The sequence below is a fragment of the Reyranella sp. genome (assembly GCF_965227665.1).
In the GTDB taxonomy this organism is placed as follows: Bacteria; Pseudomonadota; Alphaproteobacteria; order Reyranellales; family Reyranellaceae; genus Reyranella.
Map to the genome: position 1 here is coordinate 1,356,560 of NZ_OZ245767.1, position 12,648 is coordinate 1,369,207.

A 12,648-nucleotide genomic window follows, 5' to 3' on the forward strand; every position below is an offset into this window, starting at 1 on the left:
CGCTCACTCGAACTCGACCAGCTCGGCGCCCTCCGGCACCTGCTCTCCAACCGCATAGCGCAGGCTCTTCACCGTGCCGTCGGCCGGGGCGGCCAGCGTGTGCTCCATCTTCATGGCTTCGAGCACCAGCAGCGCCTGGCCCTTGCTCACCGTGTCGCCGGCCTTGACCCGGAGGTCGATGATCTTGCCCGGCAGCGGCGCACGCACCATGGCATCGGCCGACGCCGTCGCTTCGTACTGCGTGACGTCGAGCGGATCGACCAGCCGCAAACGGCAGCTGCCGCCGTCCATGAACAGCGTGTAGTCGATGCCGCCGTCGAGGGCGGTGCGCCGCACGACCGTGGCCACGAAAGAGTCCTGCCCCAACCCGATCGCCAGGCGTCCGTCTTCGAGCCGCTCGACCCGCGCCTCGAGCGCGCCCTCGGGCAGCTCCAGCCGCACGCCGCCGCCGCGCAGCCGCCGCGCGATCACGACGATCTCGCGCTCGCCGTCCTTCCAGCGCACTTCCTCATGGCCTTCCTCGAGCAGGCGGAAGCCGTTCTGCTGGTTCCACGGCGACCACGGATCGCCTGCCGCGGGCGTGGCCGCGTCCTCCCATTCGAGCAGGCGCGCCAGGGTGGCCACGGCGAAGGCGCGGTCACCGGCCGGCGCCGGCTTGGCGAACAGGGTCCCACGATGGCGCTCGATGAAGCCGGTATCGACCTCGCCGCCGACGAAGGCGGGATGCGAGCACAGCGCCTTGAGCAGCACCGAATTGGTCGTGACGCCCACCACCTCGGTCTCGCCCATCAGCGCCGCCATGCGCCGCAGCGCCGAGGTCCGGTCGCGGTCGTGCACGATCACCTTGGCGATCATGGGATCGTAGAACGGCGTCACCGTATCGCCCTGGCGCACGCCGGTATCGACGCGGACATGCGCGCCCTCCTCCGGCAGCTTCAGATGCACCAGGGTCCCCGTCGAGGGCAGGAAGTTCCGCGCCGGATCCTCGGCGTAAAGACGGACCTCGACCGCGTGTCCGTCGATGCGCAGCTCGTCCTGCGCGAGCGGCATCTTGCCCCCGGCCGCCACGATGAGCTGCCATTCGACCAGGTCCTGGCCGGTGATGGCCTCGGTCACCGGATGCTCGACCTGCAGGCGGGTGTTCATCTCCATGAAGAAGAAGGTGCCGTCCTGGTCGGCGATGAACTCGACCGTGCCAGCGCCCTGGTAGCCGATGGCCTTGGCCGCCTCGACCGCCGCCTCGCCCATCTGCTTGCGCCGCGCCGGCTCCATGTTGGGCGCCGGCGCCTCCTCGATCACTTTCTGGTGGCGACGCTGGAGCGAGCAGTCGCGCTCGAACAGGTAGAGGCAGTCGCTCGCGTCGGCGAAGACCTGGATCTCGATGTGGCGTGGCCGCGTCAGGTACTTCTCGACCAGCACATGATCGTCGGCGAAGGAAGCCTTGGCCTCGCGCTTGGCTCCCGCCAGCGCGTCGGCGAACTTCTCGGCGCTTTCGACCACACGCATGCCCTTGCCACCGCCGCCGGCCGAGGCCTTGATCAGAACCGGGAAGCCGATCTTCGCGGCCTCACTGGCAAGCAGCTCCGGCGACTGGTCGTCGCCGTGATAGCCCGGCACCAGCGGGACGCCCGCCTTCCCCATGATCTTCTTGGATTCGCTCTTGGAGCCCATGGCGCGGATCGAAGCCGCGGGCGGCCCGATGAACACGATGCCTGCCGCGGCGCAGGCGTCGGCAAAGCCGGCATTCTCTGACAGGAAACCGTAACCCGGATGGATCGCCTGCGCGCCCGTCCTCTTGGCGGCGTCGATGATCCTGTCCGCCACGAGATAGCTCTCGCGCGCGGCCGACGGACCGATATGCACGGCCTCGTCGGCCATCGCGACGTGGCGCGCGTTGCGGTCGGCGTCGGAATAGACCGCCACCGTCTTGATGCCGAGCCGCTTCGCCGTCTTGATGACCCGGCACGCGATCTCGCCGCGATTGGCGATCAGGATCTTGGAGAACATGGGTCACTCATTCGATTCAATTGTTCGACGCCGGATAGCCTCTGGCAACTGCTTTGCGAATGCTCGCTCGACCGCCGCCGTCCAATAGGGATCTCTCGCGGCACAAAACGAGTAGCGACGATCGATGGCCTCGACGACGCGCCTCCAGCCGTTAGCATCGCCGTAGCCGCAGCGTTGCGACGCGACGACCATCGCAGCGACGAACCCCATTCCGAGTTCCAAACCCATCAGCACAGAAGCGACTTCGTTCGCGCGAGCCGCTTCGGCATCGCTGGCGCTCTGGGCGAGACCATTCCCAGTACCCGTCGCGATCAGCACGCAAGCCAGGAGAAGTGTCGACCGTTTCACAGCGCCCACTTCGGTTTGCGCTTGGCGAGGAACGCACTCATGCCTTCGATCGCGTCTTCGGTCGTGCACTGGACGGCGACGTGTTCGCCGATCAGGTCGGCGACCCTGCCGTCGTGCGGCAGGGCGTCGATCTCGGTGATCAGCTTCTTGACCAGGGTCTGGACCGACGGTGCGCCGCGGCGCAGTTCGTCGGCGAGGGCCACGACCGTCGCGTCGAGCGCGTCGGCCTCGACCACCTGGTCGACCAGCCCGATGCGCAGCGCGGTCGCCGAATCGAACATGCCGCCGTGCATCAGGAGCTGCCGCGCCATGCGCGGGCCGACCGCCTGGATCAGCACGGGAATGGCGATCCCCGCGAGCAGGCCGTTGCGTGCCGACGTGAGCCCGAAGCGGGCCGAGGAAACGGCGACCGCGAAGTCGCAGGCCAGCATCAGCCCGACGCCGCCGCCCACCGCCGCGCCCTGGACGCGCGCGATCGAGGGCTTGGGGAAATCGTAGACCGCCTGGACCGCCGCCATCATCGAATCGGCGCCGACCTTGCGGGTGATGGCGTCGAGTTCGGGCCAGGTGAGCACCCAGTTGAAATCGCCGCCGGCAGAGAAGACCGGTCCCTCACTCGCAAGGACGAGCATTCGCACGGCCTCGTCGGCCGCGAAGGCCTCCACCGCGTCGATGATGGCGCGCGCGGTGTCGCCGTCGAAGGAATTCATCGCCTTGGGCCGGTTCAGCGTGAGCGTGGCCACGCCGCCCTCGACCTTCGTCAGGATCGTGTCGGTCATGTCCGGATCACATCCGGAAGACGCCGAACTTGGTCGGGCCGATCGGCTGGTTCATCGAGGCCGAGAGGGCAAGGCCCAGGGTCATGCGGGTGTCGAGCGGATCGAGGATGCCGTCGTCCCACAGCCGCGCCGTGGCATAATAGGGATGGCCCTCGCGCTCATAGGCTTCGCGGATCGGCTGCTTGAACTTCTCTTCCTCTTCCTTGGGCCAGGTGCCGCCCTTGCCCTCGATATTGTCGCGCCGCACGGTGGCCAGCACGCTGGCCGCCTGCTCGCCGCCCATCACCGAGATGCGCGCCGACGGCCACATCCACAGGAAGCGCGGGCTGTAGGCGCGGCCGCACATGCCGTAATTGCCGGCGCCGTAGCTGCCGCCGACGATCACCGTGAACTTCGGCACGTTCACGGTCGACACCGCGGTCACCAGCTTGGCGCCGTCGCGCGCGATGCCGCCCGCTTCGTATTTCTTGCCGACCATGAAGCCGGTGATGTTCTGCAGGAACAGCAGCGGGATGCCGCGCTGGCCGCACAGTTCGATGAAGTGCGCCGCCTTCAGCGCCGATTCGTTGAACAGGATGCCATTGTTGGCGACGATCCCCACTGGATAGCCCCAGATGCGCGCGAAGCCAGTGACGATGGTCGTGCCGTAGAGATGCTTGAACTCGTCGAGTTCGCTGCCGTCGACCAGCCGCGCAATGATCTCGCGGATGTCGTAGGGCGTGCGGGTATCCATCGGCACGACGCCGTACAGTTCCTCGCCGGCGTATTTCGGATCGCGCGGCGGCAGCAGCGACGCCGACAGAGACTTCTTCCAGTTGAGGTTGGCCACGATGCGACGGGCGATGCCCAGCGCATGGCTGTCGTTCTGGGCATAGTGGTCGGCGACCCCGGAGGTGCGGGCATGCACGTCGGCGCCGCCCAGATCCTCGGCGCTCACCACCTCGCCGATCGCGGCCTTCACCAAGGGCGGGCCGGCCAGGAAGATCGTGCCCTGCTTGCGGACGATCACCGTCTCGTCGCTCATCGCCGGCACGTAGGCGCCGCCCGCCGTGCACGAGCCCATCACCACTGCGACCTGCGGGATGCCCTGGGCCGACATGTTGGCCTGGTTGTAGAAGATGCGGCCGAAATGGTGCTTGTCGGGGAACACCTCGGGCCATTGCGGCAGGTTGGCGCCGCCGGAATCCACGAGATAGAGGCAGGGAAGCCGGTTCTCCATCGCCACTTCCTGGGCGCGGAGATGCTTCTTCACCGTCATCGGGTAATAGGTGCCGCCCTTCACGGTGGCGTCGTTGCAGACGATCACGCACTCGACGCCGCTCACGCGGCCGATGCCGGTGATCACGCCCGAGCCCGGCGCCTCGTTGTCGTACATGTCGAGCGCGGCCAGCGGCGACAGTTCGAGGAAGGGCGAGCCCGGATCGAGCAGCGCCCGAACCCGCTCGCGCGGCAGCAGCTTGCCGCGCGAGACGTGCCTCTTGCGCGAGTCCTCCCCGCCGCCCAGGCGGACCGTGTCGGTGCGGCGTCGCAAATCCTCGACCAGCGCCCGCATCGCGTCCGCGTTGCGCTTGAAGGTGTCGGAACGGGTATCGATCGGGGAGGAAAGTACGGTCATGTCAGGGCGAACCTGCCCGGACCGGGGACTGCGTGCAAGCCGGCGGTTACGGCAGGCGAGAGAGGGCGCGCCAGTGCGCACCCTGGGCGATGAACGCCCGCTGGTTGGCCAGGGCCGCCGCGAAGTCGGCGTCACGCTCGGCCAGGTCCTTGACCACGATATCGCTGTTCTTGCGGAAGGCGGCCAGCACGTCCGGCGACCACTCGCGGACTTCGACGCCCGACGCCTTCAGTTTCTCCAACGCCACGCCCTGCACGTTGGGCGAGCGGCTGAGCATCCACGCGATGTTCGCCTGGCAGGCGGTCTGGATCTGGGCCCGGAGCGCGGCCGGGAGAGCCGCCCACTTGTCCTTGCGCATCAGGAAGTCGAGCACGGCCGAGGGCTGCTGCCAGCCCGGCAGGTAATAGGGCAGGCCGAGCTTGTCGAAACCCAGGGCCGCGTCCATGGCCGGCGTCGACATCTCGCCGCCATCCACGTTGCCCTGCTGCAGCTTGTAGAAGAACTCGCCCGGCGGCAGCGGCACGACGACCGCGCCAAGCCGGGCGATCACCTCGGCCGCCAGCTTGCCGTAGCGCAGCCGCAGCCCCTTGAAATCTGCGACCGAGTTGACCTCACCGCGAAACCATCCGCCGCCCTTGGGACCCTGGATGCCGCACGGGATGCCGGCCACGCCCAATTTGTCATAGGCGTCGCGATGGATGCGGGAGCCGTCCCCCTCGAGCATCCAGGAAGCCATCTCGTCCGGTCCGAGCCCGAAGGGGACCGTAGCGAAGATGTTGAACACCGGCGCCTTGCCGGCGGCATAGCCCGACCAGGTGAAGGCTGCCTCGAGATCGCCGGCGACGATCGCATCCAGCATATCGCCCGTCGGCACCACACGACCCGGCTCCAGGATCTTGATGGCAACCGCGCCCGCCGTCATGTGCTTCACGGAACGGGTGAACACCCGGACGCCTTCACCCGAACCCGGAAGGGCGGGACTGAACGCCGTCTGCATCTGGATGACCCGGGTCGACGACGGCGCGGCGACGTTCTTCGGAACCGCCTTGGTATCCTGAGCGACAGCCGCCCCCGTCACCGACAGCAGCGCTGCGGCAAGTGTAATGAGTTTCATCAAGTTACGGCGCACGACCGACCATCCGTCGCCCGGCTCCCCCAAGTTCCCCAAAACCGCTTCAGCGGCCTCACACCGAATGATGTTCGCACGCGGCATGCTCGGGAACAAGCGAAAGGCGAGACTACAAGGCTGCCAGTCCACGGCCGATCAGGATGCGTTGCACGTCGCTGGTGCCCTCGTAGATCTGGCAGACGCGGACGTCCCTCCAGATTTTTTCCACCAGGTAGTCGGAAACGTACCCGTAACCGCCATGGATCTGAATTGCGGCCGAGCACACTTCCTCGGCCATCTCCGATGCATACAACTTCGCCATTGCGGCCTCGGTGAGGCATGGGCGCCCGGCGTCGCGCAAGGTTGCCGCATGCAGCACCATCTGCCGCGCGACCGTGACCTTGGTGGCCATGTCGGCGAGCCGGAAGAGGACCGCCTGGTGGTTCGCGATCTTGGTGCCAAACGCCTCCCGCTCCTGGGCGTAGCTGCGCGCGGCTTCGAACGCGGCCCGCGCCATGCCGACCGACTGGGCCGCGATGCCGATGCGCCCGACCGAGAGGTTGGCCAGCGCCACACGGTAGCCTTCGCCCTCCCCGCCCAGCATCGCGTCGGCGCCGACGGTGCAGTCCTCGAAGGCGATCTGACAGGTGTCGGACGATTTCTGGCCGAGCTTCTTCTCGACCGAGGCGACACGATAGCCCGGCGTGTCGGTCGGCACGATGAAGCAGGAGATGCCGCGCTTGGGCGACGACGGATCGGTGACCGCGAAGACCAGCGCCATGTCGGCGCTGCGGCCCGAGGTGATGAACTGCTTCACGCCGTTCAGCACCCAGCCGTTGCCGCGCCGTTCGGCCCGTGTCCTGAGGTTGGAGGCGTCGGAGCCGGCATGCGGCTCGGTGAGGCAGAAGGCACCCAGCATCTCGCCGCGGGCGAGCGGCTTCAGCCACCTTTCCTTCTGCTCGTCGGAGCCATAGGCCAGCAGCGCGGCACAGTCGGGCGAGTTGTTGACGCTCATCACCGTCGACAGACCGCCATCGGCCGCCGCGATCTCCTCCAGCGCCAGCACGTAGGACACCATGTCGGCGCCGGCCCCGCCCCACTCGGGAGGCACCGTCATGCCCATGAAGCCGAGACGTCCCATCTCGGCCAGCAGCGACCGGGGAATTTCCCCCGCGGCCTCCCAGGCCCGCACATGCGGCAGCACCTGCTCCTGCGCAAAGGCGCGGGCGGTGTCGCGGATGAGCGTCTGTTCTTCGCTGAGCAGCATGGCTACCAGGGCAGTTCGGCGCCGTCGAAATTCAGGAAGCGACCATTGTCGGCAGGCTTCAGCCCGTCGATCACCTTCACCATCGACGGCACGCTTTGCGCGATGGTGAGAGTGGCCGCCTGGCCGCCCATGTCGGTCTGCACCCAGCCGGGATGCAGCACGACGCAGATCAGGCCCTTGGAGGCCGTGTCCTTCGACAGGCTCTTCCATTCCATGTTGAGCGCCGTCTTGCTGGCGCGATAGGCGTAACGGGCGCCGTCATTGTGCGTGATGCTGCCCAGACGGCTGGAGATCGCGATCAGCTTGCGATCCGTCGAGGCGGCCACCTGCTCGACGAAGGCCTCCGCCATCATCAGCGGCGCCAGCGCATTCACTTCGAACGTGTCGCGCCACACCTTGGGATCGATGCTGCCGAGATCGGCGGCCTCGCGACCTGCGACCCCGGCATTGCAGATCAGCACGTCGATCGCCTCGCCCTTCAGCTCCGACGCCAGCGCCTTCACGGCCCCATAGTCGGTGACTTCGAGCTTGTGCAGATGGATGTCGCCCGGGACTTCCTTCAGCGACTCGGGCGAGCGCGCACAGGCGTGAACCTTCCAGCCCCGGGCGGCGTACTGCTTGACGAATTCGAGACCGAGGCCGCGCGCGGCGCCGGTGATCAGGACGGTACTCATCGGGCGCTCCTTGGAGAGATGCGGCAGACTCAGCGGCGGGACGACATCATCCGGGCGCGCTGGCGCTGCCAGTCGCGGTCCTTGATGGATTGGCGCTTGTCATGCGCCTGCTTGCCGGTGGCCAGCGCGATCTCGATCTTGGCGCGGCCGCGCGGGTTGAAATAGACCTGCAGCGGAACGACCGTGCGCCCCTCGCGCTGGATGGCGCCGATCAGCTTGTTGATCTGGCCGCGGTGCAGCAGCAGCTTGCGGGCCCGGCGCGGCTCGTGATTGTTGCGGTTGCCCGACGCGTAGATCGGGATATTCGCATTGACCAGCCAGGCCTCGCCGCCCTCTTCCGTGACATAGGACTCGGCGATCGTGCTGCGCCCGCCGCGCAGCGACTTGACCTCGGTGCCGGTCAGGGCAAGCCCGGCCTCGAAGGTCTCCTCGATGAAGTAATTGTGCCGCGCCTTGCGGTTCTGGGCCACAACGGTGCGGTCCAGTTCCGGTTTAGTGGCCACAGGACGCTCTTTGAATTGGGGGGCTGTTCTAGTTGATGAGGCCGGCGTGGACCATGGCCTCGTGCACGGCCTTCTTGCTGCTCTCGGCGATCGGCACCATCGGCAGCCGCATCTCGGCGCTGCACTGGCCGATCAGTTCGGCGGCGTACTTCACCGGGCCGGGGCTGGTCTCGCAGAACATCGCCTTGTGCAGCAGCATCAGCCGGTCCTGCAGCTCGAACGCCTTGTCGAGATCGCGCTTCTTCCACGCATCGTGCATGTCACCGCACAGGCGCGGCGCCACGTTGGCCGTCACCGAGATGCAGCCGTCGCCGCCCTGCGCGAGGAAGCCCAGCGCGCTCGCATCCTCGCCCGAAAGCTGGATGAAGCCCTTCTTGGCCTTGAGCCGGGTCAGGGTCGGGCGCGCCATGTCGTAGCTCGCATCCTTGATGCCGACGATGTTCCTGACCTGGGAGAGCCGGATCACCGTCTCCACCTGCATGTCGCCGCCGGTGCGCGGCGGCACGTTGTAGAGCAGGATGGGGATGTCGACGGCGTCGGCCACCGCCTTGAAATGCTGGAACAGGCCTTCCTGGGTGGGCTTGTTGTAATAGGGCACGACCAGCATGGCGGCGTCCGCGCCGGCCTTCTTGGCGTGCTGGGTCAATTCGATCGCCTCGGCGGTCGAGTTCGAGCCCGTGCCGGCGATCACCGGAACGCCCGAGCCCTTGGCCGCGCTGATGCAGATGTCGATGACGCGCTTGTGCTCTTCCATCGAGAGGGTGGGCGATTCGCCGGTGGTGCCGCACGGGACCAGCCCGTCGGTGCCTTCCTCGATCTGCCAGGCCACGAACTTCTCGAATCCCTTCTCGTCGACCGATCCGTTCTTGAACGGCGTGATCAGTGCGACGAGCGATCCGGTGAACATGGCTTTCCTCCGATTTTGCCTTAACGATCCACTCTAGGCTCCGGGGTTTGGCGCTGCAAGTTGGGCAACTTGCCATTGTGATGCCGTAACTCCCTGCCTACGATTCCTGGCGTGAAACAGAGCAAATCCCCCCTCATCCTCCTGGCCGCCCTGCTGGCGGCGACCTCCGCCCTGGCCCAGCCGGCCGCGCCGACGACTGGCGTGCGGCGGCTGCCGGGCGACGTCGAGAAGCCCGAACCTCCGCCGTCCTCGGTGCCGTCGTCCGCATCCTCCATGCAGGGAAGTGCGCCCTCTCCGGCACCTGCGCCGCCCGCCCAGGCCGTGGCCGCCAATCCGCTCAGCGCGGCGGAGATCGCAGCCTTCACGGCGGCGCTCAAGGCGATAGACGACAGCCGCTGGGCCGATGCTCGGGCCGCCGTCTCCAACTTCCGCAATACGCTGCTCGACCGCTACGTCGCCTGGAGCATCCTGCGGGCCGCGCCGCGGACCGAGGCGAGCTTCGCCGCGACCTGGCGCTTCCTGCGCGAGCAGCCCGACTGGCCCGAACCCGAGGTGCTGCGGCGCCAGGCGGAGGAGCGGATCGGCCCCGAGACGCCGGCCACCGAGGTCGTCCGCTATTTCACGGCCTTCCCGCCCCTCACCAGCACCGGCCACATGCGACGGCTCGAGGCGGCCGGCACGGCGGCGCCCAACGAGGTCGCCCGCTTCGCGCGCGACACCTGGCAGAACGCCACGCTGCGCAATTCCGACGAGAACGATTTCCTCAATCGCTACGCCCAGTTCCTGACCGGCCCCGACCAGGTCGCCCGCTTCGACCGCATCCTGCGCGAAGGTCGCCACCAGGTGGCGCGCGACCTGGTGCCGAAGCTGCCGCCGGACTATCTCGCTGTTGCCAATGCCCGCCTTGCCATGGCGACCCGCGCAGCCGATGCCGACAAGCTCGTGCGCGCGCTTCCACCGGCGCGGCTGAACGACCCCACGCTGCGCTTCGAGCGGATGCAATGGATACGCCGCACGGGAACGCTGGACGAGGCGAAGGCAGCGCTCGCCGGTCCAATCCCCAACCAGACCGATGCCTGGTGGAACGAGCGCAATCTCGTGGTGCGGGCGCTGCTGGATGCCGATCGCCCGGCCGATGCCTACGCGGTCGCCACCGGACACGGGCTCACCAAGGGCGTGTCCTTCGCCGAGGCGGAGTTCCTCTCGGGCTGGATCGCGCTCCGCCAGCTCAAGAAGCCAGCCGTTGCGCTGAAACATTTCTCCACCCTGTACGACGGCGTCTCGACCGACATCTCGAAGAGCCGCGGCGCCTACTGGCTCGCCCGCACCTATGAGGCCGCCAAACAGAGCAAGGATGCCAGCACCTGGTATGCGCGGGCGGCCGACTTCGGTCAGACCTTCTACGGCCAACTGGCGGCCCGGAAGCTCCAGGGCGTGAATCCGAAGTTTCCGGTCGATCCGGTTCCCACCGCCGCCGACAAGCAGGCGCTCGCCGGTCGCGAGCTGGCGACGATGGCGCGCTATCTCGGCCAGGTCGAGGAGTACGACCGGGCTCGCCCGTTCCTCTTGCGCCTCGCCCGCGCGGTCACGGCGCCGGGCGAAGTGGCGCTGCTGGCGCAACTCTCGCTGGACCTCAAGCGCCCCGATGTCGGCCTCACGGTGGCGCGCCGCGGCGCGGAAAATGGCGTGGTGCTGTTCGACGCGGCCTTTCCCATCGTCGATCTTGGCGCCACCGGATCGATCGAACGGGCGCTCGCCCTGGCGCTCGCCAAGCAGGAGAGCTCGTTCAATGCCGGCGCCATCTCGACCTCCAATGCACAGGGCCTGATGCAGCTCCTGCCGACGACGGCGCGCGACGTGGCGGGGCGGTTGAAAGTACCCTTCATCGAGAGCAAGCTGACCCGCGATCCCGCCTACAACGTCCAGCTCGGCAGCCAGTATCTCGCCGAGATGCTGCAGCGCTTCGGCGGCTCCTACGAGCTGGCGCTCGCGGCCTACAATGCCGGCCCCAACCGGGTGGCCCGCTGGATCGAGGGGGGCGGCGACCCGCGCACCGCCAAGATCGACATGATCGACTGGATCGAAATGATGCCGTTCCGCGAGACACGCAACTACGTCCAGCGCATCATGGAAGCCGTCACCGTCTATCGTGCACGACTCGCCGGCCCCTTCCAGACCGTGCCGCCCGCGGTGGGCCGGTCGTAGCGCCAAATGCTTCGAGGTACCGCCATGACCGATGCCCTCCTCCTCGCCTGTCCTCGCTGCAGCACCTTGAACCGCTTTCCGCGCGACAGGCTGGCGGCCGGCAACAAGGGCAAGTGCGGCCAGTGCGGCTCGCCGCTGTTCGACGGCCATCCCGTCGCGCTCGATGCCGGCACCTTCGAAGCCCATGCAGCCAAGAGCGACCTCCCGGTGCTGGTCGACTTCTGGGCGCCCTGGTGCGGGCCCTGCAAGGCCATGGCGCCGCAATTCGAGCGCGCGGCGGCGCGGCTTGAACCCGCCGTGCGGCTGGCCAAGATCAACACCGACGACGAGCAGGAGCTCGCGCAACGCTTCGGCATCCAGGGGATCCCGACGATGATCCTGTTCCACCACGGCAAGCCGATCGCCCGCCAGTCCGGCGCCATGGACGCGAGCGCCATCGAGCGCTGGACGCGCGACGCGCTGGCCCGCTGAGCTCAGGCCTCGACCGACGGAAGATCGAGGGCCGAGCGCAGCCGTCCCCTGCCACGCTCGTAGAGCATGGTGTCCGCGACCGAAGCGACGATATCGGCGTTCGGCTGGAAGCCTTCGACGACCTTGTTGAAAGGGATCGTCCCGCAACCGGGAACGCGGCAATCGGGCTTGCCCTTGGGGCACGTACTGTAGCGGCAGAGCCGGCCGAGATAGCGGTCGCTGCCCGGCTCGAACAGAAACACGTCAACCCGATTGCTGGGAACGCTCACTGCCGTGCCCGCCTTGAAAGCGGCAGTCAGCGATTGCGCCAACGCCCGGCGCATCTCGTCCAGTCGGCCCTGGGAGTCAATCCACACCGCCAGATCGAGGTCCGCGCACTCGTGCCAGACTTCGATGCGTGCGCGGCGAAACTCCGAAAAACGCGGGATCTCCTTCCACAGCTTCCGGGCAACCGAGCCGATGACGGCTACGGCGCGAACATCGGGAAAAGCCATGAACGCGTCCGTCACGATGTCCGCAGCCATGCGGAACTCGCGCTGCTGAAGCAGGAGGTACTGGTTCTGCTTCTCGATCTCGGACCGCCGCATGGCTTCATCCCAGAAGCTTCATGAAGTTGCGCTTGAGCCGGTGACGCTGCTTGAGCGTCGCGAGATACTGAGCCTGAGCAGCCGGCTCGCGCAACCGCGCCATGCGGGCTATCAGCCGGCAGGCCTCTTTGTTGCCCGTGTTCCCGCCCCTGGCGATGTAGAATTCGACATTCAAGG

Annotated in this window: 13 protein-coding genes; 2 read left to right on the plus strand and 11 right to left on the minus strand. The window is 67.5% G+C overall.

All coding sequences use genetic code 11. The annotated features are described in order from the left end of the window. Positions 1-3: 3 nt before the first annotated feature. From ACO07I_RS06535 to dapA, 9 genes are all read right to left on the minus strand, one after another. Entirely contained in the window at positions 4-2,007 is a 2,004-nt protein-coding gene (locus ACO07I_RS06535) for an acetyl/propionyl/methylcrotonyl-CoA carboxylase subunit alpha (RefSeq protein ID WP_422015504.1), read from the minus strand. A gap of 3 nt (positions 2,008-2,010) precedes the next feature. Further along, positions 2,011-2,325 (minus strand): hypothetical protein, encoded by a 315-nt coding sequence (locus tag ACO07I_RS06540; RefSeq protein ID WP_422015506.1) that lies wholly within the window; start codon positions 2,323-2,325, stop codon positions 2,011-2,013. Positions 2,326-2,351: 26 nt separating this feature from the next. Beyond that, positions 2,352-3,134, minus strand: coding sequence for an enoyl-CoA hydratase/isomerase family protein (locus tag ACO07I_RS06545; protein WP_422015508.1), 783 nt, complete (start codon positions 3,132-3,134; stop codon positions 2,352-2,354). A gap of 7 nt (positions 3,135-3,141) precedes the next feature. Then, positions 3,142-4,749, minus strand: a complete 1,608-nt coding sequence (locus ACO07I_RS06550; protein WP_422015510.1) for a carboxyl transferase domain-containing protein — start codon at positions 4,747-4,749, stop codon at positions 3,142-3,144. A 46-nt stretch (positions 4,750-4,795) separates the two neighbouring features. Next, on the minus strand, positions 4,796-5,863 hold the full coding sequence (locus ACO07I_RS06555) for a TRAP transporter substrate-binding protein (protein WP_422015512.1): 1,068 nt from the start codon (positions 5,861-5,863) through the stop codon (positions 4,796-4,798). A gap of 124 nt (positions 5,864-5,987) precedes the next feature. Further along, positions 5,988-7,124 carry an acyl-CoA dehydrogenase family protein gene (locus ACO07I_RS06560; protein WP_422015514.1) on the minus strand — a complete coding sequence of 379 codons (1,137 nt, stop codon included), beginning with the start codon at positions 7,122-7,124 and terminating at the stop codon, positions 5,988-5,990. A 2-nt stretch (positions 7,125-7,126) separates the two neighbouring features. Then, positions 7,127-7,798, minus strand: a complete 672-nt coding sequence (locus ACO07I_RS06565) for an SDR family oxidoreductase (protein ID WP_422015516.1) — start codon at positions 7,796-7,798, stop codon at positions 7,127-7,129. A gap of 29 nt (positions 7,799-7,827) precedes the next feature. Beyond that, positions 7,828-8,301 carry an SsrA-binding protein SmpB gene (gene smpB, locus ACO07I_RS06570; RefSeq protein ID WP_422015518.1) on the minus strand — a complete coding sequence of 158 codons (474 nt, stop codon included), beginning with the start codon at positions 8,299-8,301 and terminating at the stop codon, positions 7,828-7,830. Positions 8,302-8,329: 28 nt separating this feature from the next. Continuing rightward, the gene (dapA, locus tag ACO07I_RS06575) at positions 8,330-9,208 is read right to left on the minus strand and encodes a 4-hydroxy-tetrahydrodipicolinate synthase (RefSeq protein ID WP_422015520.1); all 879 of its coding nucleotides are present in this window, start codon (positions 9,206-9,208) and stop codon (positions 8,330-8,332) included. A gap of 111 nt (positions 9,209-9,319) precedes the next feature. On the opposite strand from dapA, the gene ACO07I_RS06580 reads away from it, so the two are divergent. Both ACO07I_RS06580 and trxC read left to right on the plus strand, forming a co-directional pair. Then, positions 9,320-11,413 (plus strand): transglycosylase SLT domain-containing protein, encoded by a 2,094-nt coding sequence (locus ACO07I_RS06580; RefSeq protein ID WP_422015521.1) that lies wholly within the window; start codon positions 9,320-9,322, stop codon positions 11,411-11,413. Positions 11,414-11,437: 24 nt separating this feature from the next. Beyond that, positions 11,438-11,884, plus strand: coding sequence for a thioredoxin TrxC (gene trxC / locus ACO07I_RS06585; RefSeq protein ID WP_422015523.1), 447 nt, complete (start codon positions 11,438-11,440; stop codon positions 11,882-11,884). A 2-nt stretch (positions 11,885-11,886) separates the two neighbouring features. Here trxC and ACO07I_RS06590 read toward each other — a convergent pair whose 3' ends face one another. Further along, the gene (locus tag ACO07I_RS06590) at positions 11,887-12,471 is read right to left on the minus strand and encodes a nucleotidyl transferase AbiEii/AbiGii toxin family protein (protein ID WP_422015525.1); all 585 of its coding nucleotides are present in this window, start codon (positions 12,469-12,471) and stop codon (positions 11,887-11,889) included. A gap of 4 nt (positions 12,472-12,475) precedes the next feature. Then, positions 12,476-12,646, minus strand: coding sequence for a hypothetical protein (locus tag ACO07I_RS06595; protein WP_422015527.1), 171 nt, complete (start codon positions 12,644-12,646; stop codon positions 12,476-12,478). Positions 12,647-12,648: the final 2 nt, after the last annotated feature.